Source organism: Actinomyces oris (genome assembly GCF_001929375.1).
Lineage (GTDB): Bacteria > Actinomycetota > Actinomycetes > Actinomycetales > Actinomycetaceae > Actinomyces > Actinomyces oris_B.
Genome location: NZ_MSGO01000019.1, coordinates 1 through 23,651, shown reverse-complemented (window position 1 = coordinate 23,651; position 23,651 = coordinate 1). Strand labels below are relative to the sequence as shown.

17 protein-coding genes and 1 pseudogene are annotated in these 23,651 nt (G+C 69.9%); 4 read left to right on the top strand and 14 right to left on the bottom strand.

Features of this window, described 5'->3' with window-relative positions; translation table 11 throughout:
• Window positions 1-12: 12 nt before the first annotated feature.
• The 13 genes and pseudogenes from BKH32_RS05310 to rpsB form a co-directional block, all read right to left on the bottom strand.
• Window positions 13-1,389 carry a tripartite tricarboxylate transporter permease gene (locus BKH32_RS05310; protein WP_075248976.1) on the bottom strand — a complete coding sequence of 459 codons (1,377 nt, stop codon included), beginning with the start codon at window positions 1,387-1,389 and terminating at the stop codon, window positions 13-15.
• Window positions 1,386-1,676, bottom strand: coding sequence for a hypothetical protein (locus tag BKH32_RS05305; RefSeq protein WP_075248975.1), 291 nt, complete (start codon window positions 1,674-1,676; stop codon window positions 1,386-1,388). The genes BKH32_RS05310 and BKH32_RS05305 overlap by 4 nt, the downstream gene beginning before the upstream one ends.
• A gap of 101 nt (window positions 1,677-1,777) precedes the next feature.
• Window positions 1,778-2,768 (bottom strand): annotated as a pseudogene (locus BKH32_RS05300) (GNAT family N-acetyltransferase).
• 49 nt (window positions 2,769-2,817) lie between these two features.
• Entirely contained in the window at window positions 2,818-3,999 is a 1,182-nt protein-coding gene (gene ispG, locus BKH32_RS05295) for a flavodoxin-dependent (E)-4-hydroxy-3-methylbut-2-enyl-diphosphate synthase (protein ID WP_075248974.1), read from the bottom strand.
• A gap of 101 nt (window positions 4,000-4,100) precedes the next feature.
• The gene (locus BKH32_RS05290; protein WP_075248973.1) at window positions 4,101-5,435 is read right to left on the bottom strand and encodes a M50 family metallopeptidase; all 1,335 of its coding nucleotides are present in this window, start codon (window positions 5,433-5,435) and stop codon (window positions 4,101-4,103) included.
• Window positions 5,432-6,724 carry a 1-deoxy-D-xylulose-5-phosphate reductoisomerase gene (dxr, locus tag BKH32_RS05285; RefSeq protein WP_075248972.1) on the bottom strand — a complete coding sequence of 431 codons (1,293 nt, stop codon included), beginning with the start codon at window positions 6,722-6,724 and terminating at the stop codon, window positions 5,432-5,434. The genes BKH32_RS05290 and dxr overlap by 4 nt, the downstream gene beginning before the upstream one ends.
• A 32-nt stretch (window positions 6,725-6,756) precedes the next feature.
• Complete coding sequence (locus tag BKH32_RS05280; protein WP_075248971.1) at window positions 6,757-7,302, bottom strand: DivIVA domain-containing protein; 546 nt, start codon at window positions 7,300-7,302, stop codon at window positions 6,757-6,759.
• Window positions 7,299-8,561 carry a 23S rRNA (adenine(2503)-C(2))-methyltransferase RlmN gene (gene rlmN / locus BKH32_RS05275; protein ID WP_075248970.1) on the bottom strand — a complete coding sequence of 421 codons (1,263 nt, stop codon included), beginning with the start codon at window positions 8,559-8,561 and terminating at the stop codon, window positions 7,299-7,301. Before rlmN ends, BKH32_RS05280 begins: the two co-directional genes overlap by 4 nt.
• Before the next feature lie 72 nt (window positions 8,562-8,633).
• Window positions 8,634-9,563: a phosphatidate cytidylyltransferase gene (locus tag BKH32_RS05270; protein WP_075248969.1), complete on the bottom strand. Its 930-nt coding sequence runs from the start codon at window positions 9,561-9,563 to the stop codon at window positions 8,634-8,636.
• A gap of 74 nt (window positions 9,564-9,637) precedes the next feature.
• Window positions 9,638-10,195, bottom strand: coding sequence for a ribosome recycling factor (frr, locus tag BKH32_RS05265; RefSeq protein ID WP_075248968.1), 558 nt, complete (start codon window positions 10,193-10,195; stop codon window positions 9,638-9,640).
• A 160-nt stretch (window positions 10,196-10,355) separates the two neighbouring features.
• Window positions 10,356-11,108 carry a UMP kinase gene (gene pyrH, locus BKH32_RS05260; protein ID WP_075248967.1) on the bottom strand — a complete coding sequence of 251 codons (753 nt, stop codon included), beginning with the start codon at window positions 11,106-11,108 and terminating at the stop codon, window positions 10,356-10,358.
• Between the two features lie 308 nt (window positions 11,109-11,416).
• Window positions 11,417-12,256: a translation elongation factor Ts gene (gene tsf, locus BKH32_RS05255; RefSeq protein WP_075248966.1), complete on the bottom strand. Its 840-nt coding sequence runs from the start codon at window positions 12,254-12,256 to the stop codon at window positions 11,417-11,419.
• A 110-nt stretch (window positions 12,257-12,366) separates the two neighbouring features.
• The gene (gene rpsB, locus BKH32_RS05250; protein ID WP_075248965.1) at window positions 12,367-13,215 is read right to left on the bottom strand and encodes a 30S ribosomal protein S2; all 849 of its coding nucleotides are present in this window, start codon (window positions 13,213-13,215) and stop codon (window positions 12,367-12,369) included.
• Window positions 13,216-13,872: 657 nt separating this feature from the next.
• On the opposite strand from rpsB, the gene BKH32_RS14325 reads away from it, so the two are divergent.
• The gene (locus BKH32_RS14325; protein ID WP_256690971.1) at window positions 13,873-14,526 is read left to right on the top strand and encodes a murein hydrolase activator EnvC family protein; all 654 of its coding nucleotides are present in this window, start codon (window positions 13,873-13,875) and stop codon (window positions 14,524-14,526) included.
• A gap of 115 nt (window positions 14,527-14,641) precedes the next feature.
• Window positions 14,642-15,757, top strand: coding sequence for a serine hydrolase domain-containing protein (locus BKH32_RS05235; protein ID WP_075248962.1), 1,116 nt, complete (start codon window positions 14,642-14,644; stop codon window positions 15,755-15,757).
• 116 nt (window positions 15,758-15,873) lie between these two features.
• Here the strand turns inward: BKH32_RS05235 and BKH32_RS05230 are convergent, their stop codons facing one another.
• Window positions 15,874-16,797, bottom strand: a complete 924-nt coding sequence (locus BKH32_RS05230) for a tyrosine recombinase XerC (protein WP_075248961.1) — start codon at window positions 16,795-16,797, stop codon at window positions 15,874-15,876.
• Window positions 16,798-17,222: 425 nt separating this feature from the next.
• Between BKH32_RS05230 and BKH32_RS05225 the strand changes: the two genes are divergently transcribed.
• Both BKH32_RS05225 and BKH32_RS05220 read left to right on the top strand, forming a co-directional pair.
• On the top strand, window positions 17,223-23,297 hold the full coding sequence (locus tag BKH32_RS05225; RefSeq protein WP_075248960.1) for an Ig-like domain-containing protein: 6,075 nt from the start codon (window positions 17,223-17,225) through the stop codon (window positions 23,295-23,297).
• 127 nt (window positions 23,298-23,424) lie between these two features.
• On the top strand, window positions 23,425-23,651 hold a 227-nt coding region (locus tag BKH32_RS05220; protein WP_178384562.1), incomplete at its 3' end, for an AAA family ATPase.

Here is a 23,651-nt window from a genome sequence, read left to right as displayed (position 1 = left end):
CGTTGGACGGCCTCAGGCCAGGGCCGCCAGCGCCTTGACGATGCCGGGGGCGGCGTAGAGGGACATGAACTGCACTCCGTAGGAGACGCCCAGGCGGTTGAACGACCCGCATGCGACCCCGACGAGCAGGACCCCGAAGACATTGGCCAGACCCGCCTTCTGGTCGGCATCGATGTAGGCCAGCAGGATGACGAAGGCGACGAACAGCGCCAGCACCGCCTCGTGGGGGATGCGACGCATGACGAAGCAGGTGATCTGCGAGGACCAGCGCACAGCGATGATGTACGTGATCGCGACCGCGACGAGGGCGCCGAGGGACACGGTGATGATGAACCAGGGCAGATCCAGCAGGTGGTGCAGATTGTGCTGCTTGGTGTAGACCGACCCGGCATTGAAAAGCGGCCCGGCGGGGCCGGCGGAGACCCCGGAGATCGGGACCCCGAGCGCTACCAGCGGGATGATGACACCCGCCAGGTAGGTCGAGTGGGTCAGGGCGCTCATGACCGTCACCGCACGCTGCGCGCGGGGTACTCGGTCCTCGTTCTGACGGGCCACGGAGGCCTCCCCCAGCAGGAAGGTCAGGCCCACCGGGCTGAGGATGAACAGCGGGGTGGACACGGCGGCCATCGCGGCACTCCACCAGCCCTCGGACCTCGTGATGAGGCGGCCCGGCCACAGCGCCTGCCGGCCGAACCCGGAGCGCAGCAGCTCCGCCTTGGTGCGGCTGCCGTGCGGCAGCGCCTCCCGGCGCTTGGCGTTGAGGAGCTCAAGGAGGGTCAGGAGCATGGGACCCACGGTGATCCCGAGGAAGAAGGAGGTGTTGACACTGGCCTTCTCCGGAATGATACCCGCGCCCCGATAAAGCGCCGGAAGCGCCTGGAACAGCAGCGCCATGGGAAGAATCGACACCAGGGAGAGAATGCGGTTCTTCCCGAGCAGGGCCAGAACCACGGCACCGGCAGCCAGAACGATATCGGAGTTGGACTTGATCCAGCCGGCCATGGGCAGCAGCAGACTAGCAAGGAGGAAGCTCAGGGGAATGGAGATGAGGGTTCCGACGGCAGAGCCCACGGCCATCTTCCGGATCGTGTCCGAGGCCAGGCCCTTGTCGCGCAGCACCATGGCATGATCCATGAGCGGAGCGGACATCACTCCGCCGGGAAGACCGACCAGTGCCGTCGGGATTCCGTTCATGAGGTTGAGCGTGACAACGGCGGAGACGAAGAATGCGAGTACCACGTGCGGCGGCGCTCCCGCGAGGATGATCGCCAGGGTGACGGGTGCGAGCACCCCCGTCTCGTCGGTACCGGGGATGAAACCGATGAAGGTGTAAAGGACCACGGCCGCCAGGATGGCGACCACCATCATGAGGAGAAGGCTCACAGTCACTGATCCTCACCTCCACTCGCGCCGGCGCTCGGCTCATCGACAATGACGACCTCTCGCTTGGGACTCACGAGGAAGCAGCAGGCGATAAAACCTGCAGTGGAGGCTCCCAGTCCCCAGAACAGCGGCTTACCCCCGAAAAAGGAGGAGAAAAGTACCGCCGCAACGATGCATATCACCGATATCAGGAGACAGATGAGCAGGTCTCTGGGTGAAACGAGGTCATTCCAGACCTCGATATTATTCTGACGCTCCGTGCTCTCGGAGTCGACTTCGACCGTATTGCGCACGGTCGGTGATCGTAGACGAGTCGGCTGAGGTGCTCCATATGTTGTTCACCATGACTTTGCAGGCACCCTGTAACGAAACGGCATCGTCTTGACGCTCCGCCTCACAGCAGCACGGTGGCGAACAGGCCCACCTGCTCGAAGCCCAGGGAGCGGTAGAGCGCCATGGCGGGGGTGTTGTAGTCGTTGACGTAGAGGCTCACGACGCCGTCGGCACCGACGTGGTCCCGGCGCACGGCGTCCACCACACCGGCCAGGGCCGCCGCCCCGACTCCCCGCCCACGCAGGTCGGGGCGGGTCCACACACCGGTCAGCTGGGCGATGCCGCCTGTCGGGCAGTGCCACAGGGCCCCGACGTCGGCCTTGAAGGCCACCGCCCGGGGCGATCCGGGCTGGACCGGCCCACCGGCGCCGTCGTCGAGGACGACATAGCTGCGCCCCTGCTCGACGAGCCAGCCGACGTGGCGCCGGTATCCGGGACCATCGGTCGTGGGGTCGTAACCGAGCTCGCCGACGAACATGTCCACCGAGGCCGGAAGGACCATCTCCGTCTCATTCGGATGCGCCCGACGGACCGCCTGCCCCACCCAGGACAGGGACGGGTGACGGGGCCGGTGCGCGCCGCCCAGTCCCGCAGCCGCGCGAGGTGCGGCCAGGACCGGCTGCTTCCAGCGCTCCTGGCGGGCACATACTCCCTGCTCGCTCAGCGCCCCCCAGACCGCCGCGACGTCCCGGGCCGGCCCGCAGACGGAACCGTGCCTGGACAGGCGGGGTCTGGAGTGCTCGGCCAGCGCCCGGATCTCGCCGGTGTCCGCCGCCCGCAGACCGTGCTCGGGGCGACCGTCCAGACCGAAGGGCATGAGGGAGCCGACCGACCAGGCCACGGCGACGGGCTGCACCAGTCCCCCCCAGGGCGACCACGTCGCCGCGTCCCCAGCGGGTCCAGCGTTGCATCTGCTGGACCAGGCTCACGGCGCACACCGGATCCAGAGCGCACAGCGACATGACTCCCGACACCTGATCGGAGGGAACCGGTGTCAGGCGGTCGGCGTGACGCTGAGCGCGTCTCGTCTCGCGGTGCCGCAGGAAGCTCATACCCGTCAGGCCCAGGCGGGCGCTGGAGGCGCCCGGCCCTCACCGGTCCTCAGCCGGCTGCGGAGACCATGGGGCTGGTACCGACCAGGGCCTCCGGCCCGAGCTCCTCGGCCATCTCGGCGGCCATGACCTCGGCGTGCCTGAGGAGGGTCTCGACGACCTGGTCCTCCGGGACGGTCTCCACGACCTGGCCGCGCACGAAGATCTGGCCCTTGCCGTTGCCCGAGGCGCAACCCAGGTCCGCCTCGCGGGCCTCGCCGGGGCCGTTGACGACGCAGCCCATGACGGCCACGCGCAGCGGTGCCGTGATGTTCTTGAGCCCGGCCTCGACCTCCTCCGCCAGGGTCCACACATCCACCTGGGCCCGGCCGCAGGAGGGACAGGAGACGATCTCGAGCTGGCGCTGGCGCAGCCCCATGAACTCCAGCAGCTTGGTGCCCACCTTGACCTCCTCGACCGGAGGCGCGGACAGGGAGACCCGGATAGTGTCACCGATGCCCTCGGCGAGCAGGGCGCCGAAGGCGGCGCAGGACTTGATGGTGCCCTGGAAGGCGGGGCCGGCCTCAGTCACGCCCAGGTGCAGGGGCCACTGGCCGGCCTCCGACAGGAGCCGGTAGGCCTGCACCATGGTGACGACGTCGTGGTGCTTGACGGAGATCTTGAAGTCGTGGAAGTCGTTCTCCTCGAAGAGCCCGGCCTCCCAGGTGGCCGACTCCACGAGTGCCTCGGGGGTGGCCTTCCCGTACTTCTTGAGCAGGCGCTTGTCCAGGGAACCGGCGTTGACACCGATGCGCAGGGAGACGCCGGCGTCGGAGGCGGCTTTGCAGATGTCGGCGACCTGGTCGTCGAACTTGCGGATGTTGCCGGGGTTGACGCGCACCGCGCCGCAGCCCGCCTCGATGGCGGCGAAGACGTACTTGGGGTTGAAGTGGATGTCCGCGATGACGGGGATGCGCGACTGCTTGGCGATGATCGGCAGCGCCTCGGCGTCCTTGTCCGTGGGGCAGGCCACGCGGACGATGTCGCAGCCCGCGGCCGTCAGCTCGGCGATCTGCTGAAGGGTGGCGCCGATGTCGTGGGTCTTCGTGGTGGTCATCGACTGCACGGTGATGGGGGCGTCTCCACCGACGTTCAGGCTGCCGACCTGGATCTTGCGGGTCGGTCGGCGCGGCGCCAGGACCGGGGCCTGGGCACGCATCGTAGGGATGCCAAGAGCGATCGCTTCAGTCACCCGACCAGTATGTCACCCGCCCTGCCCGGCCCCGCGCCTCAGGTGTGTGGCATCGCTCCCGCCGGTACCGATTTGCTCACGCCCCGCCGACCCTGCGGGCCTCACAGCGGCGCAGCGATATCCACCCAGACCAGGACCAGGGCCATGACGATGAGCAGACCGAAGACGACCTGACCGACCGGCAGCATCCTGGCCGTGTCCACCGGCCCCGGATCGGGCTTGCCCTGCGCCTTGGCGATCGAGCGCCGGATGCCCTCCCAGCAGGCTCCGGCCACGTGCCCGCCGTCCAGGGGCAGCAGGGGTACCAGGTTGAAGGCGAACAGCGCCAGGTTGAGGCTGCCCAGCAGCATGAGCATGGTGCTCACCCGCATCGACAGGGGGACCTCTCCGCCTCCGGCCACACCGCCGCTGGTGGCGTTTCCGGCCATCCGCCCCATGCCCACCAGGCCCACGACGCCGCTGTCGGCGCTGCGCTGCTCAATGCCCAGAGCCGCCTGGACGGCGTGATAGAGGCCGACCGGCAGGGTGGCGATGGCCTTGACCGTCCCTCCGATGGCCTGCCCGATGACGCCCGGGATCTTGGCGGGGCTCAGGGGAATGGTTCCCAGCGACGGGGAGATGCCGACATAGGGGCGGGCCTGGGTGCGCACGGCCCCGGAGGCGTCCTTGACCGGGGCGCCCTGCGCGTCGCGAACGGTGCGCTGGACCTCGACCGCGGTGACGCTCACGGTGCGCTCAGCTCCGTCGCGCTCGATGACGACCTCGGTGGGGCTGGTGCCGCCGGCGGTGATCCGAGCCTGAAGCTCCTCCCAGGAGGAGACCTTCACCCCGCCCCAGGAGACGATCCTGTCGCCGACTCGGATGCCGGCGGCGCTGGCGGGGCCGACCGGGTCGGAGTCCTGGCAGGGGGCGTTCGCGTCGATGTTGGATGACACGCAGGGCGTCACGGTCGACAGTGTCGTCGTGCGTCCGGGGATGCCGACCACGCCGACGGCCACAGCCAGCAGCACGATCCCCAGGACCAGGTTGGTGAGGATTCCCCCGGCCATGACGACGAGCTTCTTGGGGACGCTGAGGTGGTAGAAGGCCCGGTGCGCCTCTCCGGGCCGGATCTCCTCCAGGGCCTCGGCGCGCGCCTCGCCCACCATGCCCAGGCTTCCGTCCTTGCGCCGGCGGTCCGGCCTGCCGGGCTTGGCGGGCGGCAGCATGCCGACGAGCTTGACGTAGCCGCCCAGCCAGATGGCCTTGACACCGTACTCGGTCTCTCCGCGCTTGAACGACCAGATCTTGGGGCCGAAGCCGATGAAGTACTCGGGGACCTTCACGCCGAACCGCTTGGCGGGGATCATGTGCCCGAGCTCGTGAAGGGCCACCGAGACACCGATCCCGATGATGAGGATGACGATGCCCAGGATGTAGGCCAGGGTGGTGCTCACGAGTGCGTTCCTCCGTTTCGTGCCGCGATGAGCTCGTCGGCGCGGGCGCGTGCCCAGGTCTCCACGGCCAGGACGTCGTCGAGGCCCGGGCCGGTCAGGCCCTCGTGCTCGCCGATGACGGCCGCATCGATCTCGATGATGTCCAGCCACTCCAGGCCGCCGGCGAGGAAGGCGGCGACGGCCTGCTCGTTGGCCGCGTTGAGCACGGCCGGGTGGGTGTCCGAGGCCGCCACGGCGCTGCGGGCCAGGTCGACGGCGGGGAAGGCGGCACTGTCCAGCGGCTCGAAGGTCCAGCTGACCAGTTGGTGCCAGTCGTTGGGAGTCACCAGCCCCGACAGGTCGGGGCGCTCGGGCCAGGTCAGGCCCAGGGCGATGGGCAGGCGCATGTCGGGCGGGGAGGCCTGGGCGATGGTGGCGCCGTCGGTGAACTCCACCATGGAGTGGATGACGGACTGGGGGTGGACGACGACGTCGATCTGCTCGGGGGCCATGTCGAACAGGAGGTGGGCCTCGATGAGCTCGAGCCCCTTGTTGATGAGGGTCGAGGAGTTGATGGTCACCACCGGCCCCATGTCCCAGGTGGGGTGCTTGAGGGCGGCGGCGGCACTGATCCCGGTGAGCTCGGCGCGGCTGCGCCCGCGGAAGGGACCGCCGGAGGCGGTCAGGACCAGCCGCCTGACCTCACTGCGCCCGCTGAGGACGGGGCTGGTCAGTCCCTTCTCGTGGCGGCCGCAGGCCAGGGCCTGGGCGATGGCGGAGTGCTCGGAGTCCACGGGAACGATCTGGCCGGGTCGGGTGAGCGCCTGGCGGACCAGGGCGCCCCCGACGACGAGGGACTCCTTGTTGGCCAGGGCCAGGCGGGCTCCGCCGGCCAGGGCGGCCAGTGTGGGCAGCAGTCCCACCGAGCCGGTGATGCCGTTGACGACCGTGTCGCAGACCCCGAGCTCGGCGGCCTGGACCGCCGTGGTGGCGGCATCGGGGCCGGTGAGGATGGTGGTGACCGGGTCGGGTCGGCCCGCCTGGGAGGCTGCGGCCCTCAGGGCCTGGCGCAGGCGGTCGGCGAGGTCCTCTCCCCCGCCGGTGACGGCCAGGACGGGAACCTCCCAGGTGATGGCCTGGCGGGCCAGGAGCTCCAGGCGCGATCCGCCGGCGGCCAGGGCGACCACCTGCGGAGCGGCCGTCCCCAGGCGGGTGAGGACCTCGAGGGTCTGGGTGCCGATCGACCCGGTGGATCCCAGGAGGACCAGTCGCGGTGGGTGATGGCAGGGCGCTGGTGCGTGGCTGGTCATGGGGTGGCGGGTTTCCTCAGGATGTACTCGACTCACTCGACGGACAGGAGGACCTCGACGACGCGCGCCAGGTAGCGGTCGACGCTGGGCTCCCCGTAGGCCTTGTTCCCCCGGGCCCGGCGGAAGACCGCTCCGCGCACCTCGCTGGAGGTCAGGGTGGTGTCGGAGTCGAAGTAGCCGGCGATACGGTCCATGAGGGCGTCGACGTCGGTCTTGTCATACCCCTGCCCGGAGGCTGGGGCGAAGCGCTCGCCGGCCGGGCGCAGCAGACGCGGGTAGAGGGTGGTGGCGAGCTGGGTGACCTGGTCCATCCAGGCCTGGCGGCCCTTCTTGGCCACGAAGGCCGCCCGCCGGCGCTGGAGGAAGGCGGCCTCGAGCCGGTCGAGGGCCGCGTCCACGGCCTGGGGCTGGTAGCCGCGCAGGACGACGTCGAAGGCGACGGTGCGTACGCCCTCGGAGTCCATCTCGTCGAGCTCACCGGCGTCGTAGATTTCGTGAGCCGTCTCGAAGTAGCGGTCCACCTGCTCGGGGCGGTAGCCCGGTCGCAGGAGCGCTGCCTTGGGGAACATGTCGCTCATGTCGTCTTGGCCCTCTCCTGGTTGAGTACCTCGGTCGCGAGCTGACCGCAGGCACCGTCGATGTCGCTGCCTCGAGTGTCTCGCACTGTCGTGGTAATTCCGGCACGCCGGAGCGTGTCAACGAACATATCCTGAACCGCAACCTCCGAGCAGGTCCAGATGGACCCCGGGGTGGGGTTGAGCGGGATGGGGTTGACATGGGCCCATCCGGTGTCCCTGCGGTTGAGCTCGTCAGCGAGCAGCTGGGCACGCCAGGCGTGGTCGTTCATGTTCTTGATGAGCGCGTACTCGATGGACACGCGCCGGCCGGTGGCCAGGAAGTAGTCGTGGGCGGCGTCGAGCAGCTCACCGACCTTCCACTTGGAGTTGACGGGGATGAGCTCGTCGCGCAGCTCGTCGTCGGGGGCGTGCAGGGAGACGGCCAGGGTCACCGGCAGCCCCTCGCCGGCGAGCCGGCGGATGAGGGGGACGAGTCCCACGGTGGAGACGGTGATACCGCGGGCCGACAGGCCGAAGCCCTCCGGGGCCGGGTCGATGAGCCGGTGGAGGGCGCCGACGACGTTCTTGTAGTTGACCATCGGCTCGCCCATGCCCATGAAGACCACGTTGGACAGTCGGGCCGGTCCCCCGCTCAGCTCCCCGGCGGCCGAGGCCTGGGCGGCGTGGCGCACCTGCTCCACGATCTCCCCGGTGGACAGGTTGCGGGTCAGGCCCATCTGACCGGTGGCGCAGAAGGGGCAGGCCATGCCGCAGCCGGCCTGGGAGGAGACGCACAGGGTGGTGCGCTCCTTGTAGCGCATGAGGACGCTCTCGACGCGCACGCCGTCGTGCAGCTCCCACAGGTGCTTGATGGTGCGTCCGCCGTCGGCGCGCAGGGCGCGCACCGGGGTGATGAGCTCGGGCAGCAGCTCGGCGCACAGCTGCTCGCGCTGGGCGGCGGGCAGGTCGGTCATGTCCGCGCTGTCGCGGGTGAAGTGCGTGAAGTAGTGGCGTGAGAGCTGGTCGGCCCGGAAGGAGGGCAGGCCCGAGTCCTTGCAGGCGGCCTTACGGCCGGCCAGGTCGAGGTCGGCCAGGTGATGGGGGGCCTTTCCGCGCGCCGGCGGCACCGCGAAGGACAGGCGCGGTTTGGCGTCCGGGTTGGAGGCGCCCTCCGGGGGCTGGTCGGTGGGCATGACCTGGACCTGGCCGTCACGCGGCCGCCCGGTGATGCTGACGGGTTGTGGGCGCCGGGGGCGCTGCTGTACTCGCGATGGACTCACGCTCGTGCTCCTCGTGTCCCGGGGCTGGGGAGGGCCGGGCTGGTCGATAGGGATGGGTGCGGCATGCCGTCCCTATTTCACCAGGAGGGTGAAGGCGTAGACAAGTGGAGCGGCCACGAGGATCGAGTCGAGCCGGTCCATGATTCCCCCGTGTCCGGGCAGGAGCGTGCCCATGTCCTTGAGTCCCAGGTCGCGCTTGAGCAGGGACTCTCCCAGGTCGCCCAGGGTGGAGACGACCACGGTGCAGGCGCCCAGTGCGGCCCCGGCCCACCAGGGACCGCCGATGGCCCAGACGCAGCCGGCCCCGGTCGCCACCGTCGCCAGCAGGGAGCCCATGAGCCCCTCCCAGGACTTCTTGGGTGAGACCGAGGGCGCCAGGGGGTGACGGCCGAAGGTGATGCCGGCCATCCACCCGCCGGTGTCGTTGGCTGCCGCCAGGGCGATGAGCATCATGACTTTCCCCACGCCGTGCTCCTGCACGAGGAGCAGTACGGCGAAACCGGCCAGGAAGGGCAGGTAGGTGGCGGCGAAGACCGAGGCGGCCGCCGCGCTGGAGCGCGAGCGGCGGACCTCGTCGTGGGCCTCGGTGCGGGGGATGTCGTGACCGGCCTGCTCCAGGACGGTGCCGACCTCCGCCTCGGCCTGGTCCATGAAGCTCCACAGGACGCAGGCGCCGACGGTGGCGACGTAGGCCCCGAAGGCCGCCTCCGCTCCCACCTCCCAGGCGCACACGGAGATTCCCAGGGTCCCCAGCCACAGCGGCGCCAGGGGCAGGCGGATGCGCTTGCGGGCGAAGGCCGCCGCCAGCTCCCACAGCGCCCCGCAGACGGCCAGCACGACGACGCCCACGAAGATGACCTTGTAGAAGGCCAGAGAGCCCAGGACCACGGAGATGAGCACGACCGCCACCCCGATGGCGGCGGGCAGGTTGCGTCCCGCCCGCCCGGTGGCGGGCAGGGGGTCGTGGTTGCGCGTGGGACGCGGGTTCAGCAGAGGCGACACGGGGCTCACAGGGGTTGACGGGACAGGGGCGGGAGGCCGGGCGGGAGGCGCGGCCGATCCCGGGACGAGGCGGCTCAGACCTCGAGCAGCTCGGCCTCCTTGGCGCTCAGGGCGGCGTCGATCTGCTCGACGAAGCGCTTGGTGAGGCCGTCGAGCTCGTGCTCGGCACGCTTGACGTCGTCCTCGCCGGCCTCGCCGTCCTTCTTGATGGCCTCGAGCTCCTTCTTGGCCTTGCCGCGGATACCGCGCACCTGGACGCGGGAGTCCTCGGCGCGGGAGCGGGCGAGCTTGACGTAGTCCTTACGGCGCTCCTCGGTCAGGGCCGGCAGGGTGACGCGGATGACGGCGCCGTCATCGGTGGGGTTGACGCCGAGGTCGGACTCGCGGATGGCGGTGACGATGTCCTTCATGGCGGAGCGGTCGAAGGGGCTGACCAGGACGGTGCGGGCCTCGGGGATCGTCAGGGAGGCGAGCTGCTGGAGCGGGGTGGGGGCGCCGTAGTAGTCCACGACGATCCCGTTGAACATCGAGGGGTTGGCGCGGCCGGTGCGGATGGTGGCCAGCTCGCTCTTGGCGGCCTGGAGGGCCTTGTCCATCTTGTCCTCGGCCTCGAGCATGACGTCGTCGATCATGGTGCTTCCTTTACTGGGCGGTCGTGGGTTCGTCAGGTAGTGGTCGGGTCGGTCATCGTGGGGATGGCTGCGGGTTGGGAGGGTGTGCTGGCCGTCTGCGCCGGGGCGGCCACGGAGCTCGGACGGGACCGTCGGCGGTCCGTCGGAGCCCGCAGCCGGGTCAGTCGCAGCTGACGAGTGTCCCGATTCTCTCACCCAGCAGGGCGCGGGTGATGTTACCGGGCTCCCCCATGCCGAAGACCCGCATGGTCAGGCCGTTGTCGCGGCACAGGGCGAAGGCGGAGGCGTCGACCACCTGGAGGCCGTCGGCCAGGGCACGCTCATAGGTGAGCCGGTCCAGGCGCCGGGCCTCGGGGTTCTTGCGGGGGTCGGCGGTGTAGACGCCGTCGACCCCGTTCTTGCCCACGAGCAGCTCGTCGCAGTGGGTCTCCAGGGCGCGCTGGGCCGAGACGGTGTCCGTGGAGAAGTAGGGCAGGCCGGCACCGGCGCCGAAGACGACGACGCGGTTCTTCTCCATGTGGCGGATGGCCCGCAGGGGGATGTAGGACTCGGCGACCTGCCCCATGGCGATGGCCGTCTGGACGCGGGCGGGCACCCCCGCCTTCTCGATGAAGTCCTGAAGGGCCAGGGCGTTCATGACGGTCCCCAGCATGCCCATGTAGTCGGCGCGGGCGCGGTCCATGCCGCGTGAGGAGAGCTCGGCGCCGCGGAAGAAGTTCCCGCCTCCGACGACGACGGAGACCTGGACTCCGGCGCGTACGGCCTCGGCGATCTGGCGGGCGGCGTCGAAGACGACGTCGGAGTCCAGCCCTATCGATCCGCCGCCGAAGACCTCACCGGAGAGCTTGAGTAGAACACGTCGGGGGTGCGTGCCGTGGGCGACGCGGTCGTCACGAGCCGGTTCCTGACTCATTGCGCTATGTCTCCTGGGTTCGGTGGGCAGGCTTGGCACAGCCTACCCCGTCCCGGGCGGGCACCGGGCCACGATGAGCGTCAACCCGGGTGGTCAGGCATGCCATGGGACGAGGACCACGCATGAGGCGTGCTTGAGGAAGGCGCCCCGGGGAGCAGACGGTGAGGGACGTCGATGAGTGAGAGGGGAACAGGACGGGGCGGGGGCACGAGCATGGTGCTCGCACCCCCGCCCCGGATGTCTTCAGACATCACCGGTCGAGCCGACCTCGCCAGCGGCTGGCCGAACCGACCCGAACAGTGAACGGATCAGGCGCCGACGCGGAAGCGCACGAAGCCGGTCAGCTCGCCGCCGGTGGCCTCGACGACCTTGCCGACCGTGGTCTTGGGGTCCTTGGCGAAGGCCTGGTCGACCAGGACGTTCTCCTTGAAGAAGCCGTTGAGGCGACCCTCGACGATCTTGGGGATGGCCTTCTCGGGCTTGCCCTCGGCGCGGGTGGTCTCCTCGGCGATGGCGCGCTCCTTGTCCACGACCTCGGCCGGCACGTCGTCGCGGGTGGCGTAGGCCGGGGAGTACGCGGCGATGTGCATGGCGACGTCGTGAGCCGCCTCGGCGGCCTTGGCGTCGGTGCCCACCAGGACGCCGACCTGAGCGGGCAGGTCGGGGTTGGTGCGGTGCAGGTAGAGCTCGATCTTGTCGGCCTCAAGACGACCGACGCGACGCACGACGATCTTCTCGCCGATGACGGCCTGCATGCCGTCGGTGAGCTCCTTGACGGTGGAGCCGTCGACCTCGACCTCGGCCAGGGCCTCGGCGTCGGTGGCGCCGGAGTCGAGGGCGGCGGTGAGGACCTGCTCGGCGTAGTCGAGGAACTTCTGGTTCTTGGCCACGAAGTCGGTCTCGGCGTTGATCTCGACGAGGACGCCGACCTGGCCGTTGCCGGAGTCGACGACCTTGGCGGCGATGAGGCCGGCGGAGGCGGCGCGCCCCTCGCGCTTGGCAATGCCCTTGAGGCCCTTGACGCGAATGATCTCGATGGCCTTCTCGGTGTCGCCATTGGCCTCGTCGAGGGCCTTCTTGACGTCGAGCATGCCGGCGCCGGTCTTCTCGCGCAGCGCCTTGATGTCAGCGGTGGTGTAGTTCGCCATGAATGTCTCCTGGTCAGTCAGTGACTAATAGACGTGTGAAAAAGGACGAGTGAAGAGGTGCTCACAGCGCGGGGATGCCGCGCTGTGAGCGAGGAGCTGAGGCTGTGCGCTCAGGCCTGCTCGGCGGCAGGGGCCTCGGTGGCCTCGGCGGTCTCAGCGGCCGGCGCGTCGGCCTCGGCTCCGGCGAGGAGCTGGGCCTCCCACTCGGGCAGCGGCTCGGCGTCGGCGGGGGCGACCTCGGCCTCCTCACCGGTGCGGACGCGGCCGCCGGAGCGGGCCAGCAGGCCCTCGGCGGTGGCGTCGGCGACGACGCGGGTGAGCAGGGTGACGGCGCGGATGGCGTCGTCGTTGCCGGGGATGCCGTAGGTGGCCTCGTCCGGGTCGCAGTTGGTGTCCAGGATGGCGATGACCGGGATCCCGAGCTTCTGGGCCTCGGAGATGGCCAGGTGCTCCTTCTTGGTGTCCACGACCCACACGGCCGCGGGGAGCTTGCTCATGTCGCGGATACCGCCCAGGGTGCGCTGGAGCTTGTCCTTCTCGCGGCGCATCATGAGCAGCTCCTTCTTGGTGCGGCCGGAGCCGGCCACGTCGTCGAAGTCGATCTGCTCGAGCTCCTTCATGCGGTCCAGGCGGGCGCGCACGGTGGAGAAGTTGGTGAGCATGCCGCCCAGCCAGCGCTGGTTGACGTAGGGCATGCCGACGCGCTGGGCCTGCTCGGCCACGGCGGACTGAGCCTGCTTCTTGGTTCCGACGAACAGGATGTTGCCGCCGCGAGCGACGATCTCCTTGACGAAGTCGTAGGCGGTGTTGATGCCCTCAATGGACTGCTGGAGGTCGATGATGTAGATGCCGTTGCGCTCGGTGAGGATGAAGCGCTTCATCTTGGGGTTCCAGCGACGAGTCTGGTGCCCGAAGTGGACACCGCTGTCAAGGAGCTGGCGCATGGTAACGACGGCCATGACGGTCCTTCCGTGTGTGCCGAGAGGTTGCTCGACGCACGATCATTTCGGGGGACGGCCGAGCTGCGCTCGGGGACGTCCCGGGGTTCTTCTTCTGGGTTCTTCCCCGTGGTTCCGCACGCTTGCGAACGCGCACCGAAGCCGGTGACCGGCTGGGAGCCGGCGCGGATGGGGCCTGGTGCCTGCGACGCACGGCCACCCGTTCACCGTGGCGAACCGTGATGACCGGGACCGCGACCGTGTCGCCCGGAGGGACGTCCCGAGGTGCTCGGGTACAGGCACGCGAAGTCAGCATTCCGGGCCCGTCTCCCGCTGACGCCGGAGCGATCCGCAGAATGCTGCGGGGGCGAGGCTACCACAGGACTGGACCGGCTGCCGAGGCCGAATCCGCGGTATTCGGAGTCGTCCCAGTCACCACAGGCCGCTTCCTCAAGGGGCTTTCCACAGGGCCGACGACGCCCCCGGCACCGAAGGCCGCTCGGCGCGCACTCTGAGGGCATGCACCCACAGCAGCCCCGGCAAAGCCGCCACCTCCGAGATCATCGCACGCCGCCCTCTCCTCCCCACCACTCGCCCCGCCGCCTCGCGGCGCTGGCAACGGCCGTGATCACCTGCGGCTCACTGGCCGCACTGCCCGGTGCACCACCGGCTCAGGGCATGAGCGCAGTCACCAGTCCGGCCACCAGCACTGCCGTGACCACGGTTCCGCCTCCGTGGGTCCAGGATCCGTTGCTTCCCGAGCGGACGGGCAGCGTGTCCGGGCCGGCCGAGGCCGCCCACTGGTTGACCTCGTCGACCTCGCTCGTGACGAGCCTGAGCCCCTCCTCCCCACTCGTCAACGAGACGGGGACGGGCGACCAGGCGCTAACGGACCGGTCTGCGGGCACCCGTCGCCCGCGGGGCCGTTACCAGTGGCCGACCGGCGCGCCGGCCACCGTGGTGGAGGACTTCGACCCGCCCGCCGTCGTGTGGGGACGCGGGCACCGGGGAGTGGATCTCGCGGCCGCGGAGGGCGCTCAGATCCGCAGCGCCGCCGCGGGGACGGTCGCTTTCGCCGGCATGGTGGCCGGGCGCCCCGTGGTGTCCATCGATCACGCCGACGGGATCCGCACCACCTATGAGCCGGTCGAACCGGCCGTCAGCGCGGGTGAGGCGGTGGCTGCGGGACAGGTCGTCGGCACCCTGCTGCCGGGGCACCGCTCGGACGGGGTCTGCGCCCTGCACTGGGGGGCGCGCACCGGTCCCAAGACCTACATCAACCCGCTGCGCCTGCTGCAACCGGCCGTCATCCGCCTCAAGCCGGTCCAGTAGAGCCGGTGATCGACGCTTGATCTCGCCGGCATTCCTTCCGATGATGGGAGGTCGTGGAGCGTGGTGGGCTTTCGGGCACAGCCCCTTCAAAGGCGTCTTGTTGAGAGGTGGAGACATGAGGCCCTCCGAGTCCCTTCAGCGTTGGTTCGGCTCCTCCCTGCGTCCCAGGCTGGAGAGGATGGCCGCTAAGCGGCGCCCGCGGCTGCCGGCCCCGCAGGTGCTCATCGTCGCCCCGGGGGTGAGGCTCTCCTTCGGTGAGGTCGACCGGCCTTTTCATACCGCGAGCGCGGGAAAACCCTTCGTGGCGGTCGCGGCGGCGCGCCTGGCCCAGCAGGGGCTGCTGTCCCTGGATGCGCCGATCGGCGAGCTCGCCCCGGGCATCGATCTGTCCGCGCTACCCGCCGCTCCCGGCGTCATTCTGTCCCGGGACCTGACCCTGAGTCACCTGCTCAGCCACCGCTCAGGACTACCCGACCCGTTGCAGCCTCCGCGCGGGCACTCCACCGAGTGCTCGCTGGACCGCCTCATGCGCCAGCCCGACCGCCGGTGGGACCTGGCCGAGGTGATGGCGCAGTGCGCGGGGATGCCGCCCCAGGGCCGGCCCGGTGAGCGCTTCGCCTACGGGGACGCCAACTACGCCCTGGCTCAGTGCGTGCTCCAGGAGGTCACCGGCTTGTCCGCCCACGAGGTGCTGCGCACCCAGGTGTTCCAGCCCGCGGGGATGACGCGCACGGGTCAGCCGCACTCCACGGCCACCGATGAGGAGCTGGCAGGTCTGAAGATCGCTCCAGTCTGGGTCACAGGCCTGAAGATCGCTCCGGCCTGGGTCAAGGGTGCGGAGATCAGCCATGCCAGGGCGCTGTCCGCCGGGTCTGCTGACGGCGGCGCGGTGACCACCCTGGAGGACATGGTGCGCTTCCAGGAGGCCCTGCATGAGGGAGACCTGCTCGACCGGGATCTGCTGGCGCGCCTGGCCCGGCCCCGCTCCCGCCTGCGCGCGGGCCTCCACTACGGGACGGGCCTGGCCACGATCCGCTTCAACGAGTTCATGCCCTTGATCCTGCGGGGCCTGCCCGAGCCGGTGGGAGGCCTGGGCCTGTGGGCGGTACACAGCTTCTTCTACCCGCGCCAGCGCGCCCACGTCGTCATGAACCTCCACAGCACCGCGCAGATGCAGCGCAGCTTCTCGCTGCACATCGCGATCGCCCGCCGTCTGGCCCGTCTGTCCTGAGCTGCGCTCCCCCGCTGGCCGGTCCTCGGGTCCGGCACGCCTTCGGGGTGTCCTTGAGGTCCAGGACTCACCCGGGGTCAGCCCACCATGGTGCCGTCGGACGGACTCGCGCCGCCTCAGGCTCTGGGGAAGGCCTGCTCGTAGACGCTGCGCAGGCGCTCGGCCGAGACGTGGGTGTAGCGCTGGGTCGTGGCCAGTGAGGAGTGCCCGAGGAGCTCCTGGACGCTGCGCAGGTCCGCTCCCCCGCCCAGGACGTGGGTGGCGGTGCTGTGCCGCAGCCCGTGCGGTCCCAGGTCGGGGACCCGGGCGGCCGTGCACAGGCGGTGGACGACGTCGCGCACCGCCCGGGGATCGATACGCCGTCCCCGCGCCCCGAGGAAGAGGGCGCCTCCCGCGTCGTCGGCGCAGATCTCGCCGCGCCGACGCAGCCATGCCTCCAGTGCCTTGGCGGCGGGCAGCCCGTAGGGAACGGTGCGTTCCTTGCGGCCCTTCCCCAGGACTCGCAGGGTCCGTTGGGAGTGGTCGAGGTCGGCGACATCCAGGCCGACGAGCTCGGAGACCCGCACGCCGGTCGCATACAGCGTCTCGATGATGGCCAGGTCACGCACCGCCAGGACGTCCCCGTCCGAGGCGAGGTCCGCGGCGGTCTTGAGCAGCTGCGAGGCCTGCTGGGTCGTCAGCACCCCTGGCAGGCGGTTGTCGACGCGGGGCGCACGCAGGCGCGCGGCGACGTCGGAGGCGAGCAGTCCCGTCTCGAAGGCCCAGGAGGAGAAGGTCCTCGCCGAGGCCGAGCGGCGGGCCAGGGTGGCGCGCGAGTGACCGCTGGCGGCCATCGCGGCGAGCCAGTCCCGCAGGTCCGCCAGGTCCAGGGTGGCCAGGGCGGCGTCGACGGGCTCGGCGTCCCCCTCACCGACGCCGAGGAAGCTCAGCAGGTCGTTGAGGTCGATGAGATAGGCGCGCACGGTGTGCCCGGACAGGTCCCGCTGCAGGGCCAGGTAGCTGCGGTAGGAGGCGAGCAGATCGGCACGTGTCCTCGACATGACTCCCCTCCTGCCACGACGGCGATGACGAATGATGGCGGATAGATGACGAACAGTTGACGGCGATCAGCCTGACCCAACGGGTTCGCGCAGGCCGGCGCGAGGAGCCGCGCAGGCCTGGCGGCACGATCAGCTGAAGACTCGAGCAGCTGAAGACTACGGCGCCGGGGCGGGCCCTCCGTGGAGAGCGCGCCGCAGACGTCGACAGTGCACCGCCCGCGGCAGTATCTCCGCCTGGGACAGAAGCGGGCACCTTGATTCAACGCACAACCTCACCAGTCGAATCACAAGTTCATAACAACCACCCGGGCGGCATCGCGGATGCAGGCCATCCCTTCTCCTTGATCCCAACGAAAAATCCGCTCCCCCTCTGTGTCTCCGCACATTCGGAACGTTTGTTGCCGTCCAACAAGGAAGTTAAAATCTTGGTCGTTCTTACGAGCGCCATCCCCCTGGCCCATCCCTCATTTCTGCTGGAGCGCAGCACTGTGAAACGGTTCTCCAGGCGCCGCGTCTGTGTCGGCGTCATCGCGGTACTGACCGCTGCGGCTCTGGTCGCCATCGTCCTGCACCCGGGGATGGTCACTCATGATGTCGATCTTCATGACGGCGGGGTGTGGGTGACCAACGGGAAGATGAAGATGGTCGCCCACCTCAACTACCCCTCACAGACGCTCGACGGGGGCCTGCGCACCTCCTCGACGAGCTTCGACGTCGACCAGTCCGGTTCCCAGGTCTTCATGTCCGACGCATCCTCGGACACCTACACGCAGATCGACGTGGCCCGCACGACCCTCATGCCGCCGAACAGCTCGACCGGTTCATCCACCATGGAGCTGGGCGGGGACCGCATCGGGGTGGCCGATCCGGCCACGGGCCGGGTCTGGGTCGCCGACGTCTCGCAGGCCCCCACCTTCAGCCAGTCGGCAGCTCCTCCCACCATCTCCGACATGCCCGGCGCCGTTCTGGCCATGGGCACCGACGGCTCGGCCCACGTCGCATCGATCAGGACCGGCACCGTCAAGACGGTCACGCCCCGCGGCTCCGTCAACGACATCTCGACCACCTCGCTGCCGAAGCTGGCGGACGACGCCGAGCTGCAGGTCAGTGCGGTGGGAGACAAGAGCGTGGTCCTCGACCGCCGCAGCGGCACCCTCGTGCTCCCGGGAGGCCGGGCGGTATCACTGTCCGGGGACGACCTCCAGCTCCAGGTTCCCGGCCCCCAGGCCAACGAGGTCCTGGTCTCCTCGACCTCCGGGCTGCTTCGCGTGAGCCTGTCCGGAAAGGTCTCATCGGTCTCCCCCGGCGTCACCGGTGGCAGCCCCTCCCGGCCCGCGCAGCACTCGGGCTGCGCCTACGCGGCCTGGGGGGTCAAGGGCTCCTTCCTGCGGGACTGCGCGGGCACCGGCGACGACGTCGACATCCCCGTCCCCACGCTCAACAACGTCTCGAAAGCCGTCTTCCGTACCAACCGCGACGTCATCGTCCTCAACGACATCCCCACCGGCGGCGTGTGGCTGCCGGACAAGAACATGGTCCAGGTCGACAACTGGGAGCAGATCAGCTCCCAGACGAAGAGCGAGGAGTACTCCGACGAGGAGTCCACTGAGACCCGGGACGAGGCCACTCAGGAGCGGTCCAAGGAGAACACCCCTCCCCAGGCCCAGGACGACTCCTTCGGCGTGCGGCCCGGGCGGACCTCCTACCTGCCGGTCATCGCCAACGACACCGATCCCGACGGCGACGTCCTGGTGGCCACCGCGACCTCGCAGCCGTCCTTCGGAAAGGTGGGCCGGGTGCGCTCCGGCGCCGCCCTGCAGGTGAAGGTGGACGACAACGCCACGGGTTCATCGTCCTTCGCCTACACCCTCGATGACGGCCAGGCGCAGGCCAGCGCCAACGTCACCCTCAACGTCCACCCCTTCTCCGTCAACGCCGGCCCCGAGCAGAAACGTCTCTCCTCGCTCGACCTCGCCTCCGGAGCGAGCACGACTCTCAACGTCTCCGACGACTGGCTCGACCCCGACGGCGATCCCGTCTACCTCAAGAGCATCTCCTTCCCCTCAGGATTCGACGTCACGTACCGGGCCGACGGCACCATCACGGTCAAGGACATGGGGCAGGCGACGGGCAGCACGGACCTGACCGTCACCTACTCCGACGGCAACGAGGACACTGAGGGCCGCCTGACGGTCAAGGTGCACGGCAACGAGAACCTGCCCCCGGTGACCAACGCGGACCACGTCGTCGTCCCGGTGGGCCAGTCCGGTCAGGTCTCGCCGCTGGCCAATGACGTCGACGCCAACGGTGACACCCTGCGCCTGGCCTCCGTGGGGGAGGCGCCCGAGGGGCTGAGCTCCACGGCCGACGTCAGTACCGGGGTCGTCACGCTCAACCCGTCCAAGGCGGGCACCTTCTACTTGACCTACACGGTCAGTGACGGCCCCTCCGCCACCGAGGGCGTGATCCGGGTCGATGCCATCGAGGTCGACCAGTCCGCGCTGCCCGTGGCGCAGGACGACGTCATCACTCTGCCGGCGGGAGGACAGGCGCTGTCGGCGGTCCTGGACAACGACTCCGACCCGCAGGGCGGGGTGCTCTCCGTGCAGTCCGTGCGCACCCCCGAGGGCAGTCCCCTGGTGGTGGCGCTCCTGGAGCACCACCTCCTGCGCATCACGGCTCCCAACGGGCTGACCGAGACCACCACGGTCACCTACACGCTGGCCAACGCGGCCGGGACGGCTGAGGGCACGCTCCAGGTCATCCCGGTCCCGGCGGCCCCCAGCACCACGCCTCCCGAGCTCACCGATGACACGCTCGTGGTGCGGGCCGGGGACGTGGGCGCCATCAGCGTCCTGGACAACGACCGCTCCCCCGCAGGACTGGATATGAGTGTCCAGCCCGACCTCCAGCACGAGATCGACCCTGCCATGGGTGAGCCCTTCGTCTCCGACGACGTCGTCCGCTTCCGCGCCGGGGAGCAGCCCGGCAGCGGACGGATCATCTACAGCGTGCGAGACTCGGAGGGCAACGTCGCCTCGGCCAGCGTCAACCTGACCGTCGTGGCCCGCGACGACGAGCGCAACACGGCCCCGCACCCCAAGGACGTCACCGGCTGGGCCGTGGCCGGGGAGAAGGTGACGATCCCGATCCCCATGGAGGGGCTGGACTCCGAGGGCGACTCGGTCAGCCTCAGCGGGCTGATGTCCTCACCGCGTCTGGGCGGAGTGGAGCTGGAGGGGGCGTCCCTGACCTACACGGCCGCCCCGAAGGCATCAGGCACGGACGTCTTCAGCTACACCGTCCAGGACCGCCTCGGCAAGACGGCCTCGGCCGTGGTCCGGGTCGGTGTGGCGCCCGCCGGGGCGACGAACCAGAAGCCCGTCGCCGTGGCCGATGTCGTCACCGCACGGCCCGGCGTCGACCTGTCCGTCCCGGTACTGGCCAACGACGTCGACCCGGACGGGGACACTCTGTCCCTGGAGTCCTCCCTCGTCTCCGGCCAGGACTCGGGAGTGTCCCCGTCGGCCGACGGCCCACGGCTCAGACTCACGACCCCCAGCACCGAGGGGAGCTACACCGTCCAGTACGGCGTCACGGACGGCCGCTCCGAGCCCGTCGTCGGCATGGTGACCCTGGCGGTCTCCGCCTCGGCGCCGCTCCAGGCCCCCATCGCCCGCGACGACCGCATCAGCAGGGAGCAGGCCCGATCCAACCGGAGCGTCAAGGTCCCGGTTCTGGACAACGACGAGGACCCGGACGGCGACATCGACGCTGCCACCGTGACCACCAAGGACGAGGGCGTGAGCGTCGGGCAGGACGGGGAGCTGACGATCACGGTGGGCGAGGAGCCCCGCTTCGTGCTCTACACCGTCACCGATCCCAGTGGGCTGGCCTCCTCCGCCCTGGTCGAGGTCCCCGGATCGGTGGTCACCGAGCCCGAGGTCGACGCCGGCAAGATGCCCCTGACCGTGCGCTCCGGACAGACCCTGACCATCGCGCTGCGCGACTACGTGCTCACCCGTAAGGGCCGCAGCGTGCAGCTGACCGACGGCAACAAGGTGACAGCCGCCGCAGGCTGGAACGGCTCCAGCCTGGTCAAGGACTCCACCACGCTGACCTTCGCCTCACGCCCCGACTACTCGGGCCCCTCATCGGTCACCGTGGAGGTGACCGACGGCAAGGACCTCAACGACTCCAGTGGCAAGACCGCCTGGTTGACGCTTCCCATCACGGTGACCCCCGGGGACAACCGTCCGCCCACCATCGCCCCCACTGCCATCGAGGTGGCCCCCGGTGAGACCGCGACGGTCGACGTATCGCTGTGGGCCACCGACCCCGACGGGGAGAAACCGGCTGATCTGTCCTACTCGGTGCGAAACGTCCCTACCGGCGTCGAGGCCTCGATCAGCGGCAGGACCCTGTCGGTGACAGCACCTTCGGGAGCCTCGAAGGGTTCCCTGGGCTCGCTCACCATCGATGTCAAGGACGCCTCCGGGGCGCAGGGATCGGGCTCGGTGCCGGTGAGCATCGTCTCCTCGTCCCGGCCCCTCATCATGCTCTCACCGGCGTCGGTGAGCGCGGACGCCGGTCAGTCCACCACCGTGAACATCTCCTCCTACGCCGTCAACCCCTTCCCCGACTCCCCCCTCCGCCTCGTGGGGACCCCCACGGCCCCTGAGGGGATCACGGTCACGGGCTCCGGCTCCACCCTGACGATCACGCCCGCAGCCGGCGCCCGGACAGGAGTCATCACCTACCGGGTCGGGGACAAGACCGGTGACGCCGGACGCGAGGTCGAGGGCACGCTCCAGGTGACGGTGCGCAACCGGCCGAGTCCACCGACCTCGGTGGCGGCCTCCTCCAGCAGCGCCTCAACGGCCCTGGTCTCGTGGACCGCAGGGGCGGCGAACGGCGCGCCGATCAGTGGTTTCACCGTCTATGACGAGACGCAGGGCGACTCCCAGGACTGCGGCACGGTCACCAGCTGCCTCATGGAGGGCCGCACCAACGGCAAGGACCACACCTTCCACGTGGTGGCCCACAACGAGGTCGGTGACTCCGAGGCCTCGGCCTCGGCCACCACCTCGATCGACGTCGTCCCGGACACGGTGCCCCAGCCGGTGGCCACCGCCGGTGACGGCTCGGTGAGCGTGTCCTGGTCCGCCCCGTCCAACCAGGGCTCGGCCATCACCGGATACGTCGTCGCCCTCAGCCCGGGTGGCCAGCAGCAGACGGTGTCGGGAACAAGCGCCACCTTCTCCGGCCTGAGCAACGGGACGGCCTACACCGCGGTGGTCAAGGCCGTCAACGCCAAGGGTGAGAGCCAGCAGTGGTCCTCCGCCTCCCTGGCGGTCTCCCCCTACGGAAGGCCCGGACCGGTCGGCTCGGTCCAGGCGGCCTCGGCCAATCTCGGCACCGGCGGCTCCTCGGACACCGTCACCGTCTCCTGGGGGCCGGTGTCCGACACCAACGGCAGACCGATCGAGTACTACACCGTGACCTCCTCGACCGGGGCCTCCAAGACGGTCTCCGGCGCGGGCAACCGCTCGGCCACCCTGGAAGGGGTGAGCGCCTCCCAGAGCCAGGTGACCTTCACGGTGACGGCCACCAACGACTCCGCCAAGGCCTCCACCCACACCTCTGCGGGACAGTCCACCTCGACCTGGGTCGTGGGGCGCCCACCGGCGCCCACCGTCAGGGGCATCAGTGCCACCGGTACCAGCCGCCAGATCTCGCTGTCCACCGGCGCCTCCGCAGGCAACGGCTGGAGCGCCGGGGAGCTGGCCACCCAGTGGAGCACCGACGGCTCCTCCTGGCAGTCCATCAGCGACCTGAGCGGCAACGGGCTCAGTGACGGCAGCGCCTCAACCGTCTACGTGCGTGTCTGCGGGTCCAAGACCGGGAGCACCTCCTGCTCGGAGGCGGTCAGCGCCGGCAGCGTCACCCCCTTCGGCCCACCCGCCTCACCGAGCATCAGCTGCTCGGCCGGCAGCGCCACCTCCGTCTCCTGCTCCTGGTCCGGAGGGGGCGACGGCGGACGATCCACCCGCTACCGGTTGAGCGGCCCCTCCTCCGACGACGACGCCGGTGCCTCAGGCTCCCAGCAGTGGAGCGTCGCGGAGGGCAGCACGACACGGGTGTGCATCCGTGCCGTGCAGTCCTCCTCCGAGCTGGGCTCGCGCAAGGGCCAGGAGAACTGCGCCGAGGCGACGACCCGCTCCTTCGCCAGGAACTACGCCGGCTCACTCAGCGGCCAGGGGCGGTGCAACGTCGGAGGGTGTGCGGGACAGAACGCCCGGTACCAGGAGGTGACTCTCTCGGACTGGCCCCCCAACTCGACCGTGACCTGCAGCGGAACCTGGAACCGGCGGGAGGTCAGCACCACGCTCACGGTCGACGGCTCCGGCGGATACAGCGGCCGCCCCAGGTGGCAGGGCGGTTACAACACCATTCTGATGTCCAACGAGGATCGGGGGACCTGGTTCACATGCACGTAGCAACCGGCGCCCGCCCTCGTCGAGCCTCGACGCCGGGCTCGCCCCCACACCGATCAGCCGCCGAGTCCCCTGACCGGGTCGGCTCCCTTCACCGCAGTCAGCACCCCACCAGGAACGAGGGCGAAACATGGCGATGACGAATGAGAACGCGACCTGGTTCGCCGACACCTTCGACCGGATGGTGAACAACGTGGGGCAGGCGCTGCTGGGCAAGACCGAGGTCATTCGGCTGGCCCTGACCACCATGCTCGCCGAGGGCCACCTCCTGCTCGAGGACGCCCCCGGCACCGGCAAGACCGCCCTGGCCCGGGCCATCGCGGCAACCGTTCAGGGAACGCACTCGCGCATCCAGTT

Excerpts from the sequence above, each read along its gene's own strand:
- dxr (WP_075248972.1), bottom strand. The coding sequence starts at position 6,724 with ATGACCAGCCACGCACCAGCGCCCTGCCATCACCCACCGCGACTGGTC.
- BKH32_RS05280 (WP_075248971.1), bottom strand. The coding sequence starts at position 7,302 with ATGAGCGACATGTTCCCCAAGGCAGCGCTCCTGCGACCGGGCTACCGC.
- frr (WP_075248968.1), bottom strand. The coding sequence starts at position 10,195 with ATGATCGACGACGTCATGCTCGAGGCCGAGGACAAGATGGACAAGGCC.
- pyrH (WP_075248967.1), bottom strand. The coding sequence starts at position 11,108 with ATGAGTCAGGAACCGGCTCGTGACGACCGCGTCGCCCACGGCACGCAC.
- tsf (WP_075248966.1), bottom strand. The coding sequence starts at position 12,256 with ATGGCGAACTACACCACCGCTGACATCAAGGCGCTGCGCGAGAAGACC.
- rpsB (WP_075248965.1), bottom strand. The coding sequence starts at position 13,215 with ATGGCCGTCGTTACCATGCGCCAGCTCCTTGACAGCGGTGTCCACTTC.
- BKH32_RS14325 (WP_256690971.1), top strand. The coding sequence starts at position 13,873 with ATGAGCGCAGTCACCAGTCCGGCCACCAGCACTGCCGTGACCACGGTT.
- BKH32_RS05235 (WP_075248962.1), top strand. The coding sequence starts at position 14,642 with ATGAGGCCCTCCGAGTCCCTTCAGCGTTGGTTCGGCTCCTCCCTGCGT.
- BKH32_RS05230 (WP_075248961.1), bottom strand. The coding sequence starts at position 16,797 with ATGTCGAGGACACGTGCCGATCTGCTCGCCTCCTACCGCAGCTACCTG.